This window comes from Actinacidiphila sp. bgisy160 (genome assembly GCF_057707815.1).
The window spans coordinates 187,548-209,781 of sequence record NZ_JBYIQW010000006.1; the positions used below are offsets into that span (position 1 = coordinate 187,548).

General features: G+C 72.2%; 20 protein-coding genes. 8 read left to right on the forward strand and 12 right to left on the reverse strand.

Annotated features, from left to right (window positions below):
* Positions 1-5: 5 nt before the first annotated feature.
* From AC3EUJ_RS08605 to AC3EUJ_RS08630, 6 genes are all read left to right on the forward strand, one after another.
* Complete coding sequence (locus AC3EUJ_RS08605) at positions 6-1,283, forward strand: extracellular solute-binding protein (protein ID WP_431960419.1); 1,278 nt, start codon at positions 6-8, stop codon at positions 1,281-1,283.
* Positions 1,284-1,380: 97 nt separating this feature from the next.
* Positions 1,381-2,346, forward strand: coding sequence for a carbohydrate ABC transporter permease (locus tag AC3EUJ_RS08610; protein ID WP_431960420.1), 966 nt, complete (start codon positions 1,381-1,383; stop codon positions 2,344-2,346).
* Positions 2,347-2,351: 5 nt separating this feature from the next.
* Positions 2,352-3,239: a carbohydrate ABC transporter permease gene (locus AC3EUJ_RS08615; RefSeq protein WP_431960421.1), complete on the forward strand. Its 888-nt coding sequence runs from the start codon at positions 2,352-2,354 to the stop codon at positions 3,237-3,239.
* Positions 3,236-4,759 carry a glycoside hydrolase family 3 protein gene (locus AC3EUJ_RS08620; protein ID WP_431960422.1) on the forward strand — a complete coding sequence of 508 codons (1,524 nt, stop codon included), beginning with the start codon at positions 3,236-3,238 and terminating at the stop codon, positions 4,757-4,759. Before AC3EUJ_RS08615 ends, AC3EUJ_RS08620 begins: the two co-directional genes overlap by 4 nt.
* Before the next feature lie 47 nt (positions 4,760-4,806).
* On the forward strand, positions 4,807-5,877 hold the full coding sequence (locus AC3EUJ_RS08625) for an SIS domain-containing protein (RefSeq protein WP_431960423.1): 1,071 nt from the start codon (positions 4,807-4,809) through the stop codon (positions 5,875-5,877).
* Positions 5,878-6,230: 353 nt separating this feature from the next.
* Complete coding sequence (locus AC3EUJ_RS08630) at positions 6,231-7,679, forward strand: sensor histidine kinase (protein WP_431960424.1); 1,449 nt, start codon at positions 6,231-6,233, stop codon at positions 7,677-7,679.
* 127 nt (positions 7,680-7,806) lie between these two features.
* On the opposite strand, the gene AC3EUJ_RS08635 is transcribed toward AC3EUJ_RS08630, so the two are convergent.
* Together AC3EUJ_RS08635 and AC3EUJ_RS08640 are read right to left on the reverse strand one after the other, a co-directional pair.
* A complete protein-coding gene (locus tag AC3EUJ_RS08635; RefSeq protein WP_018563321.1) occupies positions 7,807-8,064 on the reverse strand; it encodes a WhiB family transcriptional regulator in 258 nt (85 codons plus the stop codon).
* A gap of 317 nt (positions 8,065-8,381) precedes the next feature.
* Complete coding sequence (locus tag AC3EUJ_RS08640; RefSeq protein ID WP_431960425.1) at positions 8,382-9,350, reverse strand: diacylglycerol/lipid kinase family protein; 969 nt, start codon at positions 9,348-9,350, stop codon at positions 8,382-8,384.
* Between the two features lie 74 nt (positions 9,351-9,424).
* On the opposite strand from AC3EUJ_RS08640, the gene AC3EUJ_RS08645 reads away from it, so the two are divergent.
* Positions 9,425-9,847: a hypothetical protein gene (locus AC3EUJ_RS08645; protein ID WP_431960426.1), complete on the forward strand. Its 423-nt coding sequence runs from the start codon at positions 9,425-9,427 to the stop codon at positions 9,845-9,847.
* A gap of 41 nt (positions 9,848-9,888) precedes the next feature.
* Here the strand turns inward: AC3EUJ_RS08645 and AC3EUJ_RS08650 are convergent, their stop codons facing one another.
* From AC3EUJ_RS08650 to AC3EUJ_RS08680, 7 genes are all read right to left on the reverse strand, one after another.
* Positions 9,889-10,809 (reverse strand): RNA polymerase sigma factor SigF, encoded by a 921-nt coding sequence (locus AC3EUJ_RS08650; RefSeq protein ID WP_431960452.1) that lies wholly within the window; start codon positions 10,807-10,809, stop codon positions 9,889-9,891.
* Positions 10,810-10,924: 115 nt separating this feature from the next.
* On the reverse strand, positions 10,925-11,338 hold the full coding sequence (locus AC3EUJ_RS08655; RefSeq protein ID WP_319138557.1) for an ATP-binding protein: 414 nt from the start codon (positions 11,336-11,338) through the stop codon (positions 10,925-10,927).
* 205 nt (positions 11,339-11,543) lie between these two features.
* Positions 11,544-12,053 carry a GNAT family N-acetyltransferase gene (locus tag AC3EUJ_RS08660; RefSeq protein WP_431960427.1) on the reverse strand — a complete coding sequence of 170 codons (510 nt, stop codon included), beginning with the start codon at positions 12,051-12,053 and terminating at the stop codon, positions 11,544-11,546.
* Positions 12,054-12,063: 10 nt separating this feature from the next.
* Positions 12,064-12,954: a 1-aminocyclopropane-1-carboxylate deaminase/D-cysteine desulfhydrase gene (locus AC3EUJ_RS08665; RefSeq protein WP_431960428.1), complete on the reverse strand. Its 891-nt coding sequence runs from the start codon at positions 12,952-12,954 to the stop codon at positions 12,064-12,066.
* A 16-nt stretch (positions 12,955-12,970) separates the two neighbouring features.
* Positions 12,971-14,488 (reverse strand): hypothetical protein, encoded by a 1,518-nt coding sequence (locus AC3EUJ_RS08670; protein ID WP_431960429.1) that lies wholly within the window; start codon positions 14,486-14,488, stop codon positions 12,971-12,973.
* Positions 14,489-14,782: 294 nt separating this feature from the next.
* Positions 14,783-17,500 (reverse strand): SpoIIE family protein phosphatase, encoded by a 2,718-nt coding sequence (locus tag AC3EUJ_RS08675; RefSeq protein WP_431960430.1) that lies wholly within the window; start codon positions 17,498-17,500, stop codon positions 14,783-14,785.
* Between the two features lie 176 nt (positions 17,501-17,676).
* Entirely contained in the window at positions 17,677-18,303 is a 627-nt protein-coding gene (locus AC3EUJ_RS08680; protein WP_431960431.1) for a histidine phosphatase family protein, read from the reverse strand.
* Positions 18,304-18,677: 374 nt separating this feature from the next.
* On the opposite strand from AC3EUJ_RS08680, the gene AC3EUJ_RS08685 reads away from it, so the two are divergent.
* Positions 18,678-18,956 carry a hypothetical protein gene (locus AC3EUJ_RS08685; protein WP_431960433.1) on the forward strand — a complete coding sequence of 93 codons (279 nt, stop codon included), beginning with the start codon at positions 18,678-18,680 and terminating at the stop codon, positions 18,954-18,956.
* Here AC3EUJ_RS08685 and AC3EUJ_RS08690 read toward each other — a convergent pair.
* The 3 genes from AC3EUJ_RS08690 to AC3EUJ_RS08700 all read right to left on the reverse strand — a co-directional run bounded on the left by AC3EUJ_RS08690 (position 18,946) and on the right by AC3EUJ_RS08700 (position 21,737).
* The gene (locus tag AC3EUJ_RS08690; protein WP_431960434.1) at positions 18,946-20,247 is read right to left on the reverse strand and encodes an RNA polymerase sigma factor; all 1,302 of its coding nucleotides are present in this window, start codon (positions 20,245-20,247) and stop codon (positions 18,946-18,948) included. The two genes, AC3EUJ_RS08685 and AC3EUJ_RS08690, sit on opposite strands and share 11 nt — an antisense overlap.
* Positions 20,248-20,304: 57 nt before the next feature.
* Positions 20,305-20,670, reverse strand: a complete 366-nt coding sequence (locus AC3EUJ_RS08695) for a YciI family protein (protein WP_431960435.1) — start codon at positions 20,668-20,670, stop codon at positions 20,305-20,307.
* Between the two features lie 590 nt (positions 20,671-21,260).
* Positions 21,261-21,737, reverse strand: a complete 477-nt coding sequence (locus tag AC3EUJ_RS08700) for a hypothetical protein (RefSeq protein ID WP_431960436.1) — start codon at positions 21,735-21,737, stop codon at positions 21,261-21,263.
* Positions 21,738-22,234 lie beyond the last annotated feature (497 nt).

Genomic DNA, 22,234 nt, shown 5'->3' on the forward strand with positions numbered 1-22,234 from the left:
GTGTTGTGAAGCGCAAGCTGATCGCGGCGATCGGTGTCGCCGTCATGGTCGCCGGCGTTGCGGCCTGCGGTTCGGACGACAAGGGCTCCGACAAGGCCTCGGCGCCGAAGGAGATCACCGTCTGGCTGACGGTCGACGCACAGAAGAACTGGCCCGAGCTGGTCAAGCAGGCGGACGACGCCTTCACCGCGAAGCACAAGGGCGTCAAGATCCACCACGAGTACTACGAGTGGACCGCCAAGAACCAGAAGCTCGACGCCGTCCTCGCCACCAAGAAGGTGCCCGACGTCGTCGAGATGGGCAACACCGAGACCCTCGGCTACCTCGTCAAGGGCGCCTTCGCCCCCATCGACAAGAGCAAGTTCGAGAACTCCGGCGACTGGCTGGACGCCCTCGAGGGCTCCGTGACGTACAACGGCAAGACCTACGGCGTTCCTTACTACGCAGGTGCCCGCGTCGGCACCTGGCGCAAGGACGTCGCCAAGGCGGCCGGCGTCACCAAGACCCCCACCACCTGGGCCGAGCTGACCGCCGCGCTCGACAAGATCCAGAAGAAGAACGGCGGCAAGTTCTCCGCCTGGTACCAGCCCAGCCGCGACTGGTACACCGCGCTGGCCTTCGTCAAGGACGCCGGCGGCGACGTCGCCAAGGAGGACGGCGGCAAGTGGACCGCCACCCTCTCCGACCCCAAGTCCATCGAGGGCCTGAAGACCTGGAAGTCCGTCCTGGACACGTACTTCCACGGCGACAAGAACAAGGACGAGTCGGACCGTTACATCGTCTACGGCCAGGGCAAGTCCGCGCTCATCTACGGCGCCAGCTGGGAGGGCGGCGCGGCCGCCGACCCGAAGACCGACAAGACCGGCAAACTGAAGGACAACCTGGAGACCTTCGCACTGCCCGGCCCCAACGGCGAACTGCTGCCGAACTTCATCGGCGGCTCCGACCTGGTCATCCCGGCCAAGTCCGCCGCGCAGGACCTCGCCGCCGACTGGATCAACGGCTTCACGGACAGCGCCGCCCAGAAGGTCCTGATCTCCAAGGGCAACCTGCCCAACGCCAAGTCGCTGCTCGCCCCGCTGAAGGACGACCCGGCCACGGCCGCCTCGGCCCGTGCCAACGAGAACACCTGGTTCGTCCCGACCGCCCCGGGCTGGCTGCAGGTCGAGAAGAAGCAGATCCTGCAGAACATGCTCAACGACATCGCCGTCGGCAAGGCGTCCATCGAGGACGCGACGAAGGCCGCGGACGAGCAGATCAACGCGGTGATCAACGCCGGCTGACCGGCACACGGGCAACACAGTGATCGCGCCGGCCGGCCGCCCCAGGGCGGCCGGCCCCGGCGCGACGCCAGGGACTGGAGTAGCCGAGGAGCACATGATGAGTGCCGTTGACACACCTCTCGACAAGGTGCCGCGCTCGCGGCCGGCGGGACCGGGCCGCAGGCCGCGCCGCTTCGGCGGGGCCGCGCTCCCGTGGACGCTGCTGGCGCCGACCATCGGCGTCCTGCTGCTGGTCCTCGGCTATCCGCTGGTCCGGCTGATCACCCTGTCCTTCAAGCAGTTCGGGCAGGCCGAGCTCTGGCAGGGGCTGCCCGGTGACTGGCAGGGATTCGCCAACTACACCCACGTCCTGGGGGACTCGGTCTTCTGGGGCGTCGTCCTGCGCACGCTGCTCTTCACCCTCGCGGCGGTGCTGCTCACGCTCGTCGCCGGCATGGGGGTGGCACTGCTGATGCAGCGGGTCTCGCCCTGGGTCAAGGCACTGATCAACATCGTGCTGGTGGCGAGCTGGGCGATGCCCGTGGTCGTCGCCATCACCATCTTCAAGTGGATGTTCGACAGCGACTACGGAGTCCTCAACTGGCTGCTCAGCCGGCTGCCGGGGGCGGACTTCAGCGGCCACAACTGGTTCACCGACACCAAGCAGGGCTTCCTCGTCATCACCCTCATGGTGGTGTGGGGCGCCATCCCGTTCGTCGCCATCACCCTGCACGCCGGCCTCACCCAGGTGCCCAAGGAACTGGAGGAGGCCGCCCGCATGGACGGCGCCGGGCCGGTCAAGGTCTTCCGGCACGTCACCCTGCCGGTGCTCAAGCCGATCATCGTCATGCTGACGACGCTGTCGGTCATCTGGGACATGGGCGTCTTCCCGCAGGTCTTCCTCATGCGCGACGGCCACCCCGAACCCGCGTACCAGGTCCTCACCACCTATTCCTACGACCAGGCCTTCGTCGCCAACGACTACGACGCGGGCGCGGCCATCGCCGTCATCACCGTGCTGCTCCTCCTCGGGGTGATGGCCGTGTACATGCGGCAGATGCTGAAGATCGGAGAGGTGGAGTGACGACCATGCTCGACACGGCTCCCGCCGAGAGGGCGCCGGCCGCCGCTCCGGCCGCGCGCGCCGCCCGGCGGCCCCGCCGCAAGGGGCGGACCGTCTACAACCTGCTCGGCCTGCTGGTCGTGGTGGTCTCCGGCTTCCCGGTCTACTGGATGCTCAACACGGCGTTCAAGCCCGCCAAGGACGCCATCGACCCCGACCCCAAGTTCTTCCCGACCAGCCTGTCCTTCCAGAACTTCTCCGACGCCCTGGACGTCGGCGACTTCTGGGGCTCGGTCGGCCGCAGCCTGATCGTCTCCGGTTCCACCGTCGGCCTCGGCCTGGTGATCGGCCTGCTGGCGGCGCTGGCCATCTCCCGCTTCGTCTTCCGCGGCCGCAAGGCCGTGATCGTCGCGATCCTCGCCGTGCAGATGGTGCCGCTGGTGGCGATGATCATCCCGGTCTTCCTGCTGCTCAACCAGATCGACCAGATCGACAGGCTCACCGGGCTCATCATCACCTACCTGACCTTCGTGCTCCCCTTCACGGTGTGGACGCTGCGCGGATTCATCGTCAACATCCCCAAGGAGCTGGAGGAGTCGGCGATGGTCGACGGCTGCACGCGCATGGGCGCGTTCTTCCGGATCATCCTGCCGCTGCTCGCCCCGGGCCTCGTCGCGACCTCCATCTACGCGCTGATCCAGGCCTGGAACGAGTACCTGTACGCGATGCTCATCATGAGCCAGGAGCACCAGACGGCCACGGTGTGGCTCGGCAACTTCGTCACCTCGCGGGGCACGGACTACGCGCCGATGATGGCCGGCTCGACCATGATGGGCGTGCCCGTGGTGATCTTCTTCCTGATCGTGCAGCGCAAGGTCGCCGCCGGACTGACCGCCGGAGCGGTGAAGGGATGACAAAGACCTTGAGCCAGACCCACGACGGCACCGCGGACACCGACGCTCTCGTCCGCGACGCCCTCACCGTCCTCCAGCCGGGCTTCCACGGCACCACCGCCCCCGAGTGGCTGCTGCGCAGGCTCGCCGAGGGACTGGGCTCCGTCGCCCTGTTCGCCCGCAACATCGAGTCGCCCGGGCAACTGGCCGCGCTCACCGCGCAACTGCGCGCCGTACGGACCGACGTCCTGATCGCCGCCGACGAGGAGGGCGGTGACGTGACCCGGCTGGAGGCCCGAGGCGGCTCCTCCTTCCCCGGCAACCTCGCCCTCGGCGCCGTCGACGACACCGCTCTGACCCGCGACGTCGCCGCCGCACTCGGCCGCCGGCTGGCCGAGTGCGGGGTCAACCTCAACTGGGCGCCCTCCGCGGACGTCAACTCCGACCCCCGCAACCCGGTCATCGGCGTGCGTTCCTTCGGCTCCGAGCCGCTGCTTGTCGCCCGGCACACGGCGGCGTACGTCGAGGGCCTGCAGTCCGCCGGGGTCGCCGCCTGCACCAAGCACTTCCCCGGCCACGGCGACACCTCCGTCGACTCCCACCACGCCCTGCCCCGGGTGGACGTCGACCCGGCCACCCTGCACGCCCGCGAACTCGCCCCGTTCCGGGCCGCCCTGGCCGCGGGCAGCAAGGCCGTGATGAGCGCGCACATCCTCGTGCCCGCCCTGGACCCGGACCGCCCCGCCACCCTCAGCCCCGCCGCGCTGACCGGACTGCTCCGCGACGAACTGGGCTACGACGGCCTGATCGTCACCGACGGCATCGAGATGCGCGCCATCGCCGACGTGTACGGCATCGAACGCGGCACCGTCCTGGCGCTCGCCGCCGGTGCCGACGCCATCTGCGTGGGCGGCGGCCTCGCCGAGGAGGAGACGGTGGTCGCCCTGCGCGACGCCATCGTCGCCGCCGTACGCGACGGCGACCTGCCCAGGCAGCGGCTCGCCGACGCCGCCGGACGGGTGCGGAGCCTGGCCGCCTGGGCCGCCGAGCGCTCCGCGGCGCCCGTGACGGCGGCACCGGACCCGGAGATCGGCCTGGTCGCGGCCCGCCGCGCGCTGCGCGTCACCCGCACCGACGCGTACCTGCCGATCGCCGAGGCGCCCTACGTCGCCACCTTCACCCCGGTCGCCAACATCGCCGTCGGTGAGGAGACCCCGTGGGGCGTCGCCGCCGAGCTCGACCGGATCTTCCCGGGCACGGTGACCGGGAGCTTTCGCGAAGGTGACGCTCTGACCGCACAAGTGCTGCGGTCGGCGGGGACTCGTAGGATCGTCGCAGTGGTGCGTGACGTGCACCGTCACCCCTGGATGGCCGAGGCGCTGGGCTCGCTGCTCGCCGCCCGTCCGGACACGGTGGTGGTGGAGATGGGCGTTCCGCAGGCGGCTCCGTCCGGCGCGCTGCACATCGCGACCCACGGCGCCGCCCGTGTGTGCGGGCGGGCGGCGGCGGAGGTCATCGCGGGCAAGGAGGCCGGCGACTGAGGCCCGCCGCGGCACATCCGTTCCGGACCCACCTGGAGGCCCAGACAATGTCCGCCCCGACGCCGACCGAGCAGCAGCCGAGGCCGGGCCGGATCATGTCCGGCGAGATGGCCGAACAGCCCGCGGTGCTGCGCCGCATCCTCGAGGAGGGCGCCCCGCGGATCCGGCGGACCGCCGAGGAGATCGCCGCGCGCGGACCGCGCTTCGTCCTGCTCACCGCGCGCGGCACCTCCGACAACGCGGCCCTGTACGCCAAGTACCTGGTCGAGGTGGTGCTCGGCAAGCCTGCCGGGCTGACCTCCATGTCCACGACCACCGCCTACGGCGCCCGCCCGGACCTGACGGACTGCCTGGTCGTCACGGTCAGCCAGTCCGGCGGCTCGCCGGACCTGGTGGCCTCCACCCGGGCCGCGCGCGAGGCCGGCGCGATCACCCTGGCGGTCACCAACAACGCCGACTCGCCGCTGGCCGAGGTCTCCGAGTTCCACATCGACGTCCTGGCCGGCCCGGAGAAGGCGCTGCCGGCGACCAAGACGTACACGGCCGAGCTGCTCGCGCTCTACCTGTTCGTCGAGGGGCTGCGGGGCGGCGACGGCAACGCCGCCAAGGTCCTGCCGGAGCTCGCGGAGCAGATCCTCGCGCGCCAGGACGAGGTCAGGGCGCTCGCCGCGCGCTACCGCTTCGCCGAGCGGCTGGTGCTCACCTCGCGCGGCTACGGCTACCCGACCGCGAAGGAGGCCGCGCTGAAGCTGATGGAGACCAGCTACATCCCGGCGCTGTCCTTCTCCGGCGCCGACCTGCTGCACGGTCCGCTGGCCATGGTCGACAACGTCTCCCCGGTCATCGCGATCGTCACCGAGGGCAAGGGCGGTGAGGCGCTCCAGCCGGTGCTGGACCGGCTCCGCGGCCGTGGGGCCGACCTGGTGGTCATCGGCAACCAGGCGTCGGTCGACGCCGCCTCCGCCGGTTTCGTGCTCCCCACCGCGGGCGTCGCCGAGGAGGTGCAGCCGATCCTGGAGATCCTCCCGCTGCAGATGCTGGCCTACGAGGTCACCATCGCCCGCGGCCAGGACCCCGACGCGCCGCGTGCCCTGGCGAAGGTGACCGAGACGCGCTGAGCCGGAAAGGGACCCGACATCACTTCGGGCCGCGGCGCCGGGACGGGACCCTCAACCCGCCCAGCACCGCAGCCCGGAGCTGCCGTCGGCCCGTGGCGCGCGGGATGTGCGGTTCCCGCGACCCGTCAGGGCCGACCATGAGGCCTGGCGCAGTCAGGGCAGAGAGCGCCCCGGCCTCGCTCCACCCTTCTGTGCGGGAAGGATGGAAGTTCGGTTGTGCGTCAATTCTGGACTAGACCACTAACGCCTGTCCATAAAATGGCGCAGTCAGATCATAGGTCGTCGAAGACCTTTGTGGGGACTGGATGGCAGCGCTTGCCATGAGCGCGGGTACGCTCATTTGCGTGCCCTCCATGAACGATCTCGTACGCCAGCACACGGACCTCGACGATTCCGATCTCGAGTGGCTCCACCTGCTGGTGTCGGAGTGGCAACTGCTCTCCGACCTCTCCTTCGCGGACCTCGTGCTCTGGGTCCCGACCAGCGACGGGACCCGCTACGTCTCCGTCGCCCAGATGCGGCCGAACACCGGCCCCACCTCGTACCAGGACGACATGGTCGGCCACCTGGTGCCGCGGGGCCGCCGCCCGATGCTGGACGCCGCACTCGACGAGGGCCGGATCGTCCGGGAGGGTGACCCGGAGTGGCGCGAGGAGGTGCCGGTCCGGATCGAGTCCATCCCGGTGCGCCGCGCGGGCCGCGTGCTCGGGGTCATCGCCCGCAACACCAACCTGCTGACCGTGCGGACGCCCAGCCGCCTGGAGCTCACCTATCTGCAGAGCGCCTCCGACCTGGCGCAGATGATCGCGGCGGGCAGCTTCCCGTTCCCCTCCGAGCAGGTCGACATGGACGCCTCGCCGCGCGTCGGCGACGGCCTGATCCGGCTCGACGCCGAGGGTGTCGTCCAGTACGCGAGTCCCAACGCGCTCTCCGCCTACCACCGGCTCGGCCTCGCCGCCGACCTCGTCGGCCACCACCTGGGCTCCGTCTCCGCGGACCTGGCGCCCTCGCGGACCAAGAGCCACGAGGCGCTGGTGACCGTCGCCGGCGGCAAGGCACCGCGGGAGACCGAGATCGAGGGCAACGGCGGTGTCATCCAGCTGCGGGCGATCCCGCTGAGCCCCAAGGGCACGCACAGCGGCTCCCTGGTGCTGCTGCGGGACGTGACCGAGCTGCGCCGCCGCGAGCGCGAGCTGATCACCAAGGACGCCACCATCCGGGAGATCCACCACCGGGTGAAGAACAACCTGCAAACGGTCGCGGCGCTGTTGCGGCTGCAGGCCCGGCGCATGGACTCCGACAAGGGCCGCGAGGCGCTGGAGGAGGCGGTGCGCCGGGTGGGCTCGATCGCGATCGTGCACGAGACGCTCTCGCAGAACCTCGACGAGTGCGTGGAGTTCGACGAGATCGCCGACCGCGTGCTGGCGATGGTCGCGGAGATCTCCCCGGGCAGGGTCACCACGCGCCGCAGCGGGCGGTTCGGCATCCTGACGGCCGAGGTGGCCACCCCGCTGTCGATGGTCCTCACCGAACTGCTGCAGAACGCCCTGGAGCACGGTTTCGGGCCGGGCGAGCAGGGCACTGTCGAGGTGGCCGCCGAGCGGCACGGGCAGAAGCTGGGCATCGCGGTACGGGACGACGGGCGCGGCCTGCCCGCCGAGTTCGACCCGCAGCGGGCAGGCAACCTGGGGCTGCAGATCGTACGGACCCTGGTGGTGGGGGAGTTGGGCGGGACTTTCGACATGGTCCCGGCCGAGGAGCGCGGCACGAAGGTCGTCCTGGAACTCCCCCTGGAGGGGTGACGCCACGGGACCGGGCTCCGGGAACGCCGAAGCCCCGGCTGCTCGGGGAGCGGCCGGGGCTCTTCGCGTCGCGATGCTGCGCGGTTCGGAGGTGCTGCGCGCTGCGGCTCGGGGGTAAGCGAGTGCGTCAGGCGCTGGCGTTGCGGGCGCGGTTGCGGGCGGCGCGGCGCTTCATTGCGCGACGCTCGTCCTCGCTGAGGCCACCCCACACGCCGGCGTCCTGGCCGGTCTCCAGCGCCCACTGCAGGCACTGCTCCATCACGGGGCAGCGGCGGCAGACGGCCTTGGCTTCCTCGATCTGCAGCAGCGCAGGACCGGTGTTGCCGATGGGGAAGAAGAGCTCGGGGTCTTCCTCGCGGCAAACGGCGTTGTGACGCCAGTCCATGGCTGCTCCATCTCCTTGTGTTGCATGCAAGTTGCTTGTGAATGTGAACGCTTTCACGAATCCTCGAACACGACACGGGACATCGCCCAGTCTCCTGGTGCGGTCCCGCTGGGAAGTGGTGAGGATTCCGGCTGCCGAGGACGCCCGATGAGCGGCTGTCCCGATCGCCAGGAAGAGCCTCGCAAACCTGGGCTGCGGATACAACCCCTTCCAGAAAGTTTTTTTTGATTCCTCGGTGTCGGCTCCGTCACAGCCGTACTTCCATGGGGTGCAGGGCAGCCTAAACGTTCGAGTGAAAGGACTTTATGTCCTTCTGCTTAGGCGATCACACGCAGTGCACGGCGTACGCCTGTGAAGGTTGCGCTCATTCGCAGTCCCAGGTGGTCTCCGTCCACCTGGAACGGCAGTGGTGCCTGCGAATGCAAGGTGAAGTCCGTCAGATCGTGCAGCGAGGTCGCGTGCTTGCCCTCGGGTCCGCGTTCCGGGGTCGAACGCAGCAGCTGGGTGGCGTAGCGGGCCACCGCCGCGGTGGACAGCCGGGACAGTCCGAGCACGTCGAGGGCGGTGTCGAAGGAGGCCCGGGGGGAGGCGTAGATCGGCCGGTTCCCCAGGTAGGTCCACGGCGCGGTGTTGCAGACGAGGGTCAGGACGAGGTCGGTCACCGGGTCCTCGCCGGGGCGCTCCAGGGTGATCGTGCCGGTGCGCCGGTTCGGTTCGGCGAGGAACTGGCGCATCACCTGGCGTATGTAGAGCGCGTGCGTCGAACGCCTCCCTCGCTCGCGCTGCTGTTCCACCCGTCCGACGACGCCCGCGTCGAAGCCCAGCCCGGCGCAGAAGGTGAACCAGCGCGCCGGCACCCCCTCGTCCTCCGTGCCCGGGGTGCCGCTCACCAGGCCCAGGCCGACCGTGCGGGAGCTGCGCTCGCGCAGCGCGTCCAGCAGCGCGCCGGTCGCCTCCACGGCGTCGTTGGGCAGCCCCAGGGCGCGCGCGAACACGTTCGTTGACCCGCCGGGCACCACCGCGAGCTTCGGCAGGCCATCGGGGTCGGGGCCGTTGTGCAGCAGCCCGTTGACCACCTCGTTGACCGTGCCGTCCCCGCCCAGGGCGACGACCAGCTCGATCTCCCCGCCCTCCGCGGCCTGGCGCGCGAGGTCGCGGGCGTGGCCGCGGTACTCGGTCGCGGCGACCTCCAGCTTCAGGTCGCTGGCGAGCGCGTGCGCGAGCACGTCACGCGTGCGGGCGCTGGTGGTGGTGGCGGCTGGATTGACCACGAGAAGGGCGCGCATGCCCGCCAGGGTACCTACCGGGCGGTACCGGGCCGCACCCCTGGTGGCCCGGAGGCGGCGGCTACCCTGCTGGGGTGAGTGGCAACGAGAAGCCCGCGCAGCCGGGCCGTACGCGCCGCCTCGCGGCGGCCGCCGCGGTCGCGGCACTGGAAGGCGCCGCCCTGGCGGCCTGGGGGATCGCGATGCTGGTCGTGGGGATCCTCGGCGACCCCGACAGCCCCCGCCAGGCGGAGGCCGGGGGTGTGACCGTGCTCGCCCTGGCGGCCATGCCGCTGGCGGCCGCCTACGGGCTGTGGAACGCGCGCCGCTGGAGCCGCGGCCCCGCGCTGATCATCCAGCTCGTCGCGCTCCCCGTCGCCTGGACCATGGTGCAGGCGGGCGGTGGCATGATCGCGGCGGGTGCCGTCCTGGGCGCGGCCGCTGTCGCCGAGCTGGTGCTCCTCGTCCACCCCGCGGCCACCGACGCCCTCGGGATCGGGCGCACGGCCGGGCAGTGAGCCGCGGCGCCCTCGGGCGCCGCCGTCACCTCCGCCCGCCGTCACTCCTCGACCAGGAGCTTGTCGCGCAGCTGGGCCAGCGTGCGGGCCAGCAGCCGGGAGACGTGCATCTGGGAGATGCCGACCTCCTGGGCGATCTGCGACTGGGTCATGTTCCCGAAGAAGCGCAGCAGCAGGATCTTCTTCTCGCGCGGCGGCAGCTGCTCCAGCAGCGGCTTGAGCGACTCCCGGTACTCCACGCCCTCCAGCGCGTCGTCCTCGGCGCCGAGGGTGTCGGCGACGGCCGGCGACTCGTCGTCGGTGTCGGGCACGTCCAGGGAGAGTGTGCTGTACGCGTTGGCGGATTCGAGGCCCTCCAGGACCTCCTCCTCCGTGATCTTCAGGTGCTCGGCCAGCTCGTGCACCGTCGGGGCCCGGCCGTGCCGCTGCGAGAGCTCACCGGTCGCCGTCGTCAGGGCGAGCCGCAGCTCCTGCAGGCGGCGCGGGACGCGCACCGCCCAGCCCTTGTCGCGGAAATGCCGCTTGATCTCACCGACGACGGTCGGGGTGGCGTAGGTGGAGAACTCAACCCCGCGCTCCACGTCGAACCGGTCCACCGACTTGATCAGCCCGATCGTGGCGACCTGGGTCAGGTCGTCGAGCGGTTCGCCGCGGTTGCGGAACCGCCGGGCGAGGTGCTCGACCAGCGGCAGGTGCATCCGGACCAGCCGGTTGCGCAGCTCGGCGCGCTCCGGGGAGCCCGGGGGGAGCTTGCTGAGCTCCACGAACAGCGCCCGGGCCCCGGCCCGGTCGTGGTGCCCGTGCTGCTCCTGCTCCTGCTCGTGCTGCTCCTGTGCGTGGTCCTGCTCCTGCTCGTGCTGCTCCTGTGCGTGGTCCTGCTCCTGCTGCTCCTGCGCCATGCGATCCGCCCGATCCGCCTGATCCGTCTGCCCGGCCGCGTCATTGCTCCCGAGGCCGGCCATGGGCCCGGTACCGGGGTGCGGCCGCGCCTCGTGGCGCCGCGCCGCAGGGGCGGGTACGGGGCGGCCCCGCACCCCCGGCGTGCTGCCTTCCAGATCGTTCACGGCGATTCCCCCGTTACAGCTGTCCCGGTCCGGCACCGCGCTTCTTGTGCAGGGCGATGCTCACGGTCTTGTCGTCGGCCACGCTGGAGTCCACCTCGCCGGCCAGTGCGGACAGCACCGTCCAGGCGAAGGTGTCGCGCTCCGGTGCGCGGCCGTCGGTGGTGGGCGCCGACACGGTCACCCACAGGGCGTCCCCGACCAGGCGGAAGACGCAGCTCAGCACGGACCCCGGGACGGCCTGCTGGAGCAGGATGGCGCACGCCTCGTCCACGGCGATGCGCAGGTCTTCGATCTCGTCGAGGGTGAAGTCCAAGCGGGCCGCGAGTCCTGCCGTCGCCGTACGCAGCACCGACAGGTAGGCCCCTGCCGCGGGCAGCCGGACCTCGACGAAGTCCTTCGACCCGGGCTCGCCTGCGATCTGGGACACCCTCACCTCCAAGGTGGCACACGCACTGCCCTCATTGGCATTGCACTGGATCTGGTTCGGTTCGCCAGCGACGCTATCGCGATCCGTACCCCGGTGTCGCCCGGACGGAGCACGGTCGCCGCCATGAATGAGTCTCGACCCGGCACCCCACGCTGTCACCCATAGTAGGCGCACGAGCACGTAACGTGGCTAGTGGTCTGCGGTCTCAATTCGAAAGAGATGTCGCTTTGTTGATACGCGCCTGCTCGGCGAGGGCACGGAGGGGCTCGCCGGTCAGTCGTTGTACCGTCCATTCGTCCTGGGGGCGGGCGCCCATCGCACGGTAGAACTCGATGGACGGCTCGTTCCAGTCCAGCACGGACCATTCGAAGCGCTCGTAGCCCCGCTCGACGCATATGGCGGCGAGTCCGGCGAGCAGGGCCTTGCCGTGGCCGCCGCCGCGCGCGTGGGGGCGTACGTACAGGTCCTCCAGGTAGACGCCGTGGGTCCCGGTCCAGGTGGAGAAGTTCCGGAACCACAGCGCGAAGCCCACGGGCGCGCCCAGGACCTCGTCCTGCGCCATGAGCGCGAAAACGGCCGGATCCGGGCCGAAGAGCGCGTCGTGGAGCTGCCGCGTGGTGGCCCGCGCGCTGTCCGGCTCCCGCTCGTACTCCGCCAGTTCGCGGACCATTGCGTGAATCTCCGGGACGTCGGCAGGTGTCGCGGGTCGGATCATGCCAGCAAGGCTAACCGGTCGGCCCCCCGGTCACGACGGCCGCGACCGTCGTCCCGGGCGCGAAGAAGCCCTCCTGGGCGAGTGAGAACAGGCCGTGGAGCATCTTCGAGACGTAGACGGGGTCCGGGACGAAGCCGTGCCGCGCGCCGAAGTCCTCCGCGAACGCGCGGAGCTCGGGTGTGGTGCGGGCGTAGCCGCCGTGGTGGAAGCGGTCGTCCAGCAGCCAGTGCCCGCGCGGCCCGCCGAAGGCCGCCTCCTGCAGCCGGCGTATCTCCCCGGTCAGGAATCCGCCGCCCTTGAGGACTGGGAACCCGATCGCCCGCTGCCCCGGGTCCAGCCCGGCCGCCAGGCCCGCCAGGGTGCCGCCCGTCCCGCAGGCCACGCCCACGACGTCCGCCCTGCCGCGCAGCTCCTCGCCCAGCGACACGCAGCCCCGCGCGGCGAGCGCGTTGCTGCCGCCCTCGGGGACGACGTAGGCGGGGCCCAGACGGTCCAGCAGGGCCGCGAGGACCTCCGGCTCGTCCTTGCGGCGGTAGGTGGCCCGGTCGACGAAGTGCAGCCGCATGCCGTCGGCGGCGGCCCGCGCGAGGGAGGGGTTGAGCGGGCGCCCGGCCAGCTCGTCGCCGCGGACGACGCCCGTGGTCGCGAAGCCGAGCAGCCGGCCCGCGGCGGCGGTGGCGCGCAGGTGGTTGGAGTAGGCGCCGCCGAAGGTCAGCAGACGGCGGTGGCCGCCGTCGAGGGCGGCCCGCAGGTTCAGGTGGAGCTTGCGCCACTTGTTGCCGGGCAGGTCCGGGTGGATCAGGTCGTCCCGCTTGACGAGCATCCGGACGCCGCGCCCGCCCAGCCGCTGGTCGTCGCGCAGCTCGACCAGCGGGGAGGGCAGGCGGACGTCGGGGATCACCCGTCCATTGTGGCCGTCACCTGGGCGAGAGGTGGACGCGGTAGCCCTGGTGGTAGTTCAGGTGCGGCAGCGGCCGGGAGGGCCAGTCGCGCGCGTACGCGGGCGGCTGCCCGCCCCGCGGTGTGAGGACGGCGACCGGCTGGGTGCGGGCCAGCCGCAGGATGCCGGCCGGGGTCATGTTCTCGTTGTTCCCCGCGGTCTGGCCGGAGGCGCAGCGCGCCTGGTAGCCGACGGGCGTCGCCATCGGCCCGGTGACCAGGCACGGCGGGCGCACCCCGAGCCGGTTCAGCTCCGCGGCGATGCGGGCGTAGTCGTCGTTGCCGATGGTCGAGCTGCGCACCGCGCGGTGGAGCACGATCTGCTGCGTGACGAGCTGCGCGAGCACGACGGCGATCACGGTGCCGGTGGCGGCCGGGCGCAGGGCCGGCCGTAGCCGCGCGGGGAGCAGCAGGAGGCACTGGGCGGCGGGCAGGGCGAGCAGGGCGTACGCGGGGAGCAGGAAGCGCGGCGCGGCGTAGTCGATGAGCACCAGATAGGGCAGCGCCAGGGACAGGCCGCACGCCGCCGGCAGGAACCGCGCCCCGGGCGCCTGCCCCTCGTGCCGCGGCGTGAGGGCGACCCCGGTCGTCACCAGGGCGGGCAGGGCGAACCACCACACGGCGTCCCCCTTGTGCTGCCAGACGGCGGCGCAGGGCCGGCACAGCGTGTGGGAGGCGTCCAGGGTGCTGAGCTGGTCGGCGAATGCCAGGTGCCAGCCGAGGCCGCCCTCGATCGCGTTCGCGCGGTCCATCCGGGCGAGGATGCCGCCGTAGCTGGTGAACGCCTCGACGACCCATTGGGCGCCGCCCAGCAGCACCCCGGCCGCGATGACCGCGAGCAGCATCAGCCGGCGCCGGCCGCGCAGGAAGAGCGCGGCGACGCCCAGCGGCAGGGCCAGCCAGGCGGCGTCGTGCGGCCGCAGCAGTGTCAGGGCGGCGAACGCCACGGCCAGTCCGGCGGGCGCGCCCCGGCCGGTGTGGCCCGGCGCCGCCGCGTGCAGGTAGCAGCCCACCGCGATCAGGGCCACCAGCGCGACCCAGAGGTTGGGCATCGCCTGGGGGCCGTACAGCAGGGTCACCCACAGCCCGGTGAAGAGCAGCCCGGCCAGGGCCACCACGCGCGTGCCGAGCAGCGGCCGCCACAGCCACAGGGCCAGGAAGAGCGCCGCGCCCGACAGGACCGCCAGATAGACGCGGAGCACGAGGGTCGAGGTGGTCAGCAGCGCCACCGGCGCCACGAGGGCCGGCACGCCCCGGGAGCGGGGTGCGCTGAAGAACGCCGAGGGGATGTCCGGGGAGACCTGGCTGACGTAGACCGACTCGTCCCAGCCGAGGCCCATCCCGGGCGCGACGACCAGGAGGAGCTGGACCACGGTGAAGAGCGCCGCCAGACAGGCGAGCAGAAGGACCTCGGAGTGCGGGCGGCTGCGCGGCGGTGCGGCGTGGCGCGCGCGGGGCCGGGCATCCGGTGACGTCAGCTCATGCGTCGTCGCCATAGTGCGTCATGGCAACAGCCGGGGCGCACGTGATCAAGGCGGCGCGCCGCTCCCCGGGGGCGGCTCGACCGGTGGGGTGAGTGCCGCCGGGCCCGTTCGCCCGGGTGTGGCCGCTGACGGGCACGACGGGAGACGCGACGCCTCCGCCGCGGTCCGCGGGCGGGCCGCTCCCGTCCGGCGGCGCCGTGAGGGGTGGTACGCCGGTCGCAGCGCGTCTTCGCCCCCTTCGGCAGGCACGCCCGCCCGGGCCGGGCCCGGGTGCCGGCGGAGGCGCCCGTCCGAGCCCCGGGGCGTTCACCGCGTCGTGGCGTCGACCGCGCCCGTCAGCCGCGCACCCGCGTCCAGGACGCGGTCCGCCCAGGCGGGCAGCGGCTGCTCCGCCCAGATCACCTTGCCCTCGGGGGTGTAACGGGTGCCCCAGCGCTCGGCGACCTGCGCGACGAGGAACAGCCCGCGGCCGCCCTCGTCGGTCGTGGCGGCGTGGCGCAGGTGCGGCGAGGTGCTGCTGCCGTCGGACACCTCGCAGGTCAGCGTCCGGTCCAGCAGAAGCCGGACCCTGATGGGCGCGGAGCCGTAGCGGATCGCGTTGGTGATCAGTTCGCTGAGCACCAGCTCCATGCCGAACGCCAGCTCCGACAGGCCCCACTCGCCCAGCTTCTGCGCGACGGCGGCCCGCATCCCCGACACCGCCGCGGGTTCGACGGGCACCTCCCATTCGGCGACGTGGTCGGCGGGGGTGGCGCGGGTGCGGGCGATGAGCAGCGCCACGTCGTCCTTGGGGCGGCCCGGCAGCAGTGCCTCCAGTACGGCCTGGCAGCTCTCCTCGGGCGGCCGGTCCGGGTGGGCGGCCAGGGCCCGCCTCAGCATCTCCATGCCGACGTCCAGGTCCCGGGTGCGGTCCTCGATCAGCCCGTCGGTGTACAGGACCAGCTGGGTCCCCTCCGCCAGCTCCAGCTCCGCCGTCTGGAACGGCATGCCGCCCAGGCCCAGCGGCGGCCCGGCGGGCAGGTCGGGGAACTCCACGCTGCCGTCGGGGCGGACCAGGGCGGGCGGGTGGTGCCCGGCCCGCGCCATCACGCAGCGCCTCGAGACGGGGTCGTAGATGGCGTACAGGCAGGTGGCGCCCATGACGCCGGCCCCGATGCTGGTGCCGGACTCGTCCTGGTCGATGCGGCCGACCAGGTCGTCCAGGTGGCCGAGGAGCTCGTCGGGCGGCAGGTCGAGGGTGGAGAAGTTGTGCACCGCGGTGCGCAGCCGTCCCATCGTGGCGGCGGCGTGCAGCCCGTGGCCGACGACGTCGCCGACGACCAGCGCCACCCGGTTGCCCGGGAGCGGGATCACGTCGAACCAGTCGCCGCTGACGCCGGACTGCGCGGGCAGGTAGCGGTGGGCCACGTCCAGTGCGCTCTGCTCGGGCAGGGCGCGCGGCAGCAGGCTGCGCTGCAGGGTGACGGCCAGGGCGTGCTCGCGGGTGTAGCGGCGCGCGTTGTCGATGTTGATCGCCGCGCGGGCGACCAGTTCCTCGGCGAGCGAGAGGTCCTCCTCGTCGAACGGCTCCGGCTTCTCCATACGCCAGAAGTTGGCGATGCCCAGCACCACGCCGCGGGCCTTGAGCGGGGCCGCGATCAGCGAGTGGATGCCGTACCCGACGACCCGGTCGGTGCGCTCGGGGTCCTGGGCGAGCCAGCCGGGGTCGGCCGAGAGGTCGGCGACGATCTCCGAGCGGCCGCTGCCGAAGCCGCGCGCCTGCGGCGTGGAGGGCAGGAAGTCGATCAGCTTCCCGACCGGGTAGAGCGGGGCGTCGGAGCGGATGCCGTTGACGGCCGTGCGGCGCATGCCGCAGCCGGCGATGCCGCTCGGCTCCTCGCCGCACAGCACCGGGTCGGCCAGGTCGACGGTGACGAAGTCGGCGAAGCGCGGCACGGCGACCTGGGCCAGCTCCTCGGCGGTGCGCACCACGTCGAGCGTGGTGCCGATGCCCATGCCGGCGTCGTAGAGCAGCTTCAGGCGTTCCCTGGCGTCCTCGGCGCGGCCGGAAAGCGCCCGCAGTTCGGTGGAGTCGCGCAGGGTCGCGATCGATCCCTTGGGGCCGCCGTGGCCGTTGGTGGGACGCTGGTTCACCGCCAGCAGGCGGTCGCCGGCCGGGAGCACCTCGTCGGTGGCCACCCGCCGGGAGGCCAGCAGTTCGACGGTGCCGGGGTCGAGTCCGGGCAGGTCGGTGACCCGCTGCCCCTCGGCGTCGGGGGCGAGGCCGAGCAGGCGCCTGGCCTCGTCATTGGCGAGCAGCAGCCGCCCGTCCTCGTCGACGATGAGCACGCCCTCCCGCACGGAGTGCAGCACCGTGTCGTGGTGCTCGTACATGCGGGTCATCTCGGCCGGGTCCAGGCGGTGGGTCTGCCGGCGCAGCCGTTTGGCGACCAGGGCCGTGCCGCCCATGGCCACGGCCAGTGCGGCCGCGCCGGCGCCGAGGATGATCGGCAGCTGCTTGGCGACCACGCCGGTCACGTTCTTCACCTTCAGTCCGGCCGACACCAGCGCCACGACCTGGCCCTGCGGGTCGTCGACGGGGTCGAAGACGGGCACCACCGCCTGCACCTCGTGGCCGAGCGGGCCGTGCACGCTCTCGGTGTGGACCTTGCCCTGCAGGGACGGCCCGATGGTCCCCACGAACCGCTGGCCGATCCGGTCGGGGATCGGGTGCGTGTAGCGGATCCCGTCGGTGTCCATCACCACGATGAAGTCGACCCCGGCCTCCTTGCGGGCCAGTTCGGCGATGGGCTGGAGCGTCTTGGAGGGGTCGGGTTCCTTCAGCACGTCCACCAGGCCGGGGGAGCGCGCGAAGGTGCTCGCCGACGCGATCGAACGGTTGACGGCCTCGCGCTCGCTGTCGTGCCGGGACTGCAGGACGAGCGCGAACACGCCGCCCGCCACGAGCAGCACGACGATCGCCACCTGCAGGATGAAAACCTGTCCGGCGACGCTCCGCGGGCTCTTCTCGGTCAGTGACCGCATTGACACGCCCCGAATCGGTCGAAAACGTCGACCATGCCGACATTTCTAACACTGCCCGCCTGGACGTTCCATAGGCCACAAGGTCCCCGGCCCGGTCACCGGGCCCGTGCGCCGGTGTTCGCGGCGGCGCACGGGCCCGGGGTCCTGGGAGGGCGGCAGGGGGGCGGGGCGCGCCGTCAGAAGTGCAGTTCGGCCGGGAAACCGGTCCAGCGCAGCTCCTCCGGAAGGTGCCGCATGTCGTTGAAGAGCAGCACCGAGTTCGGGCGGCCGGGCGTGTAGCGGATCACCGTCAGGGCGGCGTTGGCGTGGTTGAGGCTGAGCCAGCGCCAGCGGGGCGCGTCCAGTGCCGCCGAGACCAGCCAGCCGATCAGGAAGTTGTGGGTCACGACCAGCTCGTGGGCCGCCTTCCCCGCCGCCATCGGCCCGGCGAACCGGGTCAGCGCACCGGCGGCCAGCCGAGGCCCCCCGGAGCGCTCCTCGGGGGAGAAGTGGTCGAGGAAGCGGGACAGGTAGTACGCGCTGTCCGGCGGCAGCTCGGACTCGGCGGGGAAGTACGGCGGGTAGTCCCCCGCGAGCTCGCTGGGCGCCACGGGCACCCCGCTTCCCAGCCGCTCCCCGATCAGCGCCGCGGACTGCGCGGCCCTGGGCAGCGGACTGTGGTGGACGGCGGAGATGGGGGAGCCCTTGAGCCGCTCGCCGAGGAGACCGGCCTGCCGGAAGCCGTTCTCCGTCAGGCCGGTCTCGTCCGGCAGCGCCTCGGCGTGCCGGGTGAGGTAGAGGTAGCGGCTCGCCGTTCCGGTCATGCCCTGTCCTTCTCGGGTTGTCGGACGATGGGTGTCCTGCGCGCGGGCCTCGTGTGGGGGCGGGGACCGTGCACGGGGTGCCCGGACTCCGGTGACGCGACGGCCGCATGTGGCGACGCCCCGCGCGCGGGCCGCGGTTCCCGCCGCGGGCGGCACACCGCAGGATGATCCCATGAGCGGGAAGTATGTCCACCCGCCCGGTGCCCGTCGGTGAGGGGCGCGTGGGAGCGGGCGCGTGACCGCGGGGGCGCGTGCCGTCCCTCCGGTCACATCCGTCACCCGGGTGACGGGCGGCGGCTGTTGGCGAGCGGATGCGGCGCGCCCGCGGCCGTACGATGAAGTCCAGGCCGTCGGCGAGACCGCGGGAGGCCGCGATGGACAGGACGAGGGTGACCACCCGTCACTACGGGCTGTACGGGCTCGTCGCGGCCGCCGCCGTCGTGCTGGTCGCGGTCGGGCTCGGTGTGCCGATCGGTGCGATCTTCATCCTCGCCGTGGCCCTGATGTGCCCATTGCTGATGCTGGTCATGCTGCACGCCCTGCGCGGGCCCAAGGCCCATCGCCACCCCGTCGTCGAGGACAACGCCGGCACCGCCGGCACCGCCGGCCGCCACCGCGGCCAGGGAACCGGCGCCAGGCCGCCTACTCCTTAGCCGCCAGGCTCGCCCGGGCGGCGCGTTCCACCAGCAGGGAACGCTCGCGCTCGTTGCGGGTCAGGGTGGCGGCGCGCAGGAACTCCTCGCGGGCCTCCGCGTGTCGGCCGAGCCGCTCCAGCAGATCACCGCGGACGCTCGGCAGCAGGTGGTAGCCGCGCAGCGAAGGCTCGCCGGTGAGCCGGTCCACGAGCGCCAGCCCTTCCCGCGGCCCGTGGGCCATGGTGACCGCGACGGCCCGGTTGAGTTCCACCACCGGCGTCGGCGTGCGCCGCGCCAGGGCCTCGTACAGCTCGGCGATCCGCCGCCAGTCCGTGTCCCGCGCGTCCAGGGCGCGGGCGTGGCAGGCGGCGATCGCGGCCTGCAGCGTGTACGGGCCCGGGGGACCGCCCGCCGCCTCGGCGCGCGCCAGGGCGGCGAAACCGCGGCGGATCAGCAGCTGGTCCCAGCGCCGCCGGTCCTGGTCGGCCAGCAGCACGGGCTGCCCGCCCGGGCCGGTGCGGGCCGCCGAACGCGACGCCTGGATCTCCAGCAACGCGGCCAGGCCGTGCACCTCGGCCTCCTCGGGCATCAGCCCCGCCAGCACCCTGGCCAGGCGCAGCGCGTCCTCGCACAGCGCCGGGCGCATCCAGTCGTCGCCCGCGGTCGCCGAGTAGCCCTCGTTGAAGACCAGGTAGATGACCTCCAGGACGGAGGACAGACGCTCGACCCGGTCCGGCCCGTGCGGCTGCTCGAAGGGGACGTCCGCCGTCGCCAGGGTCCGCTTCGCCCGGACGATGCGCTGGGCGACGGTCGGCTCCGGGACCAGGAAGGCGCGCGCGATCTCGGCGGTCGTCAGACCGCCCAGCAGCCGCAGTGTGAGCGCCACGCGGGCCTCGGTGGACAGCACCGGGTGGCAGGCGGTGAAGACCAGCCGCAGCAGGTCGTCCTCGATGTCGCCGTCGGCGGCCGCCTCCGCCGCCGCGAAGTCCGGCTCGTACGCCTGGCCGCCCACGCCCTCCAGGGTGTGGCCCAGTTCCCGGAGCTTGCGCGCGAAGACCTCCTTGCGGCGGACGAGGTCGATCGCACGGTGCTTGGCCGTGGCCATGAGCCAGGCGCCCGGGTTGTCAGGGACGCCGGCCCCCGGCCACTGCTCCAGGGCGGCGACCAGGGCGTCCTGGGCGAGCTCCTCGGCGACGCCGATGTCGCGCACGATCCGCGCGACACCGGCGATCACCCGGGCCGACTCGATCCGCCACACCGCCTCGATCGCGCGGCGGGCGTCGTCGGTGCCTGAAGCCGAAGCCGTCACAGGCACCCATCAGAGCAGCCGCTCGCGGCGAGGGCAACCGGCGGCCGGGCGCGGCGCTCAGGAGAGCTCCGGGGCCTCCTCGACCTGCCGCAGCTCGCAGGTGATCTCCCAGGCGTCGCCGTGGATCTGCAGGAAGCGCTTGGTCCACTCCACGGCCTCCTCCTTCGACTTCGCCTGGATGAGCGCGTAGCCGCCGATGAACTCCTTGGACTCGGTGAAGGGGCCGTCGACGACTGACAGCTTCCCGTGGTCCCAGTGCAGCCGCGTGCCCTCGGAGGTCGGGCGCAGACCGGCCGTGTCCAGCAGCACGCCGGCCTTGGACATCTCCTCGATGAGCTTGCCCATCTCCTCCATCAGCCGCTCGTCGGGGCCGCCCTCGGGGACGTTGTCCTCGTTGATCCGGATCAGGGACATGAAACGCATCGTGTTCTCCTTCGGTACGGGCGGGGAACCTCCCCGCTCCTGCCTACGCGTCGAACGGGCGACGCGCGGATCGACACGTCGGCGGAACTTTTTTTCGCGGACGTGTTCCCGGCCGTTCCCGGCACCACTCACTCGGACCGGTGATATCCGGTGCCGCGGCTTGGATCGGGAGGAAACGGTCCGTGATGCTGATCCACGAGCGGCAGCGCCGCGCCCCGGACCGGAAGCCGCGCCGGGCGCGCGGCGACACGAAGGAGAGTGGATGACCCGGATCCTTCTTCGCCGCCACCCCATACGCGGCGGCGACCGTCACGGCGGTCATCCGGGCGGGGTTGTTCGGACCCCGTGAGGGTCGCCGCCGCCTTCTCGTGCTGAGCGACGTCTCGGCCGTCCCCGAACTCGCCACGCCCCTGGACCGCACGCCTGGCCTCGCGGCCCTGCGCCCCGGGTTCGACACCGTGTGCTCCTGGCCGCGAGGAGGACCTCACCCCGTGGGGGCGGGCGCTGCGGCTCGCGTGGGACCCGGGTGACGGGCGCGTGGAGACCGTCTGCGAGACGCCGGACCGCCCGCCGGGCCCCCGGCGACCGTCTCACAGGCGGGTGGGAACGTGCGGCAGGGGGCGGGCGCCGGCGGTCAGCACCTCCAGGCAGGCGATGTGGAGACATGCCGGGCCGGTGAGTTCGGCGGCGCCCCTGGCGCAGAGCCACACGGCCGGGTGCCCGGCGGACCGCCGCGGGTCGGCGGCGGCCAGCCACCCGCCGAGGCTCAGGAAGCGCAGCCCGAGCGGGGACCAGACGTCCTCGGCGTGCGGCGGGACCAGGAAGTACAGGAAGCCGCAGCGCCGGTCCCACATGACGGGCCCGACGGGCGCGGTGCCGTCCCGCAGCCGTACGAGGACCTCGTGACCCGGCCGTTCGGGGATCCTGACGGCGTCCCACCCGTGGCCGGCCGGCAGCAGCGTCACCCTGTTCCTGGCGCGTGCCCACTCCTCGAGGCGCCGCTGTGGATCGCCGGCTCCTCGGGCGAGCCATGCGGCGAGGGCGGGCCCGCAGAATTCGTCGCACATACCACTCCCGGGTTCTGCTGCAAGTGATCAGCGCGCGGAAGCCCTTCGGCCGGGGGAGCCGACACGGCATGCATATATCTGCTGTCGGCATGTGCTGAGAGCAATGCCCATGGCGTTGAATCACTTGATCGGATGAGGCAAAAGCGGCCAGTTTTGGGCAACTGGGTTTCGGGGGCGTTGATCACCTCTAGATTCCGTCCGATGTGACCGGCGTCGGGCGTGACGCGGCGCGTTCCGAAGCGTTGAAGGTACGGGTTTCGGAGAAGGGAGGGCAGTTTTGGCGACGCCGGATAAAACCGCCCGGGGGAGCGCAGAATCGCTGTCCGGATTCCGGGACGCGGACCGCCTTCGCAGGGGAGCCCGGTGGGGCGGTCGGGCGCAAGCGGGTCCGCGCCGCCTTGTCCATAGCCATCGGACGAGTTGTCTGATGACATTGGACGCTAGCCTCTGGCGCGCCTCTCGGCAAGCATTTCGCGCCGGTTCGGTCCGGGCGACGT

Coding starts and splice junctions, on each gene's coding strand:
- AC3EUJ_RS08610 (WP_431960420.1), top strand. CDS start 1,381: ATGAGTGCCGTTGACACACCTCTCGACAAGGTGCCGCGCTCGCGGCCG.
- AC3EUJ_RS08615 (WP_431960421.1), top strand. CDS start 2,352: ATGCTCGACACGGCTCCCGCCGAGAGGGCGCCGGCCGCCGCTCCGGCC.
- AC3EUJ_RS08620 (WP_431960422.1), top strand. CDS start 3,236: ATGACAAAGACCTTGAGCCAGACCCACGACGGCACCGCGGACACCGAC.
- AC3EUJ_RS08625 (WP_431960423.1), top strand. CDS start 4,807: ATGTCCGCCCCGACGCCGACCGAGCAGCAGCCGAGGCCGGGCCGGATC.
- AC3EUJ_RS08630 (WP_431960424.1), top strand. CDS start 6,231: ATGAACGATCTCGTACGCCAGCACACGGACCTCGACGATTCCGATCTC.
- AC3EUJ_RS08635 (WP_018563321.1), bottom strand. CDS start 8,064: ATGGACTGGCGTCACAACGCCGTTTGCCGCGAGGAAGACCCCGAGCTC.
- AC3EUJ_RS08640 (WP_431960425.1), bottom strand. CDS start 9,350: ATGCGCGCCCTTCTCGTGGTCAATCCAGCCGCCACCACCACCAGCGCC.
- AC3EUJ_RS08650 (WP_431960452.1), bottom strand. CDS start 10,809: ATGGCCGGCCTCGGGAGCAATGACGCGGCCGGGCAGACGGATCAGGCG.
- AC3EUJ_RS08660 (WP_431960427.1), bottom strand. CDS start 12,053: ATGATCCGACCCGCGACACCTGCCGACGTCCCGGAGATTCACGCAATG.
- AC3EUJ_RS08670 (WP_431960429.1), bottom strand. CDS start 14,488: ATGGCGACGACGCATGAGCTGACGTCACCGGATGCCCGGCCCCGCGCG.
- AC3EUJ_RS08675 (WP_431960430.1), bottom strand. CDS start 17,500: ATGCGGTCACTGACCGAGAAGAGCCCGCGGAGCGTCGCCGGACAGGTT.
- AC3EUJ_RS08680 (WP_431960431.1), bottom strand. CDS start 18,303: ATGACCGGAACGGCGAGCCGCTACCTCTACCTCACCCGGCACGCCGAG.
- AC3EUJ_RS08685 (WP_431960433.1), top strand. CDS start 18,678: ATGGACAGGACGAGGGTGACCACCCGTCACTACGGGCTGTACGGGCTC.
- AC3EUJ_RS08695 (WP_431960435.1), bottom strand. CDS start 20,670: ATGCGTTTCATGTCCCTGATCCGGATCAACGAGGACAACGTCCCCGAG.
- AC3EUJ_RS08700 (WP_431960436.1), bottom strand. CDS start 21,737: ATGTGCGACGAATTCTGCGGGCCCGCCCTCGCCGCATGGCTCGCCCGA.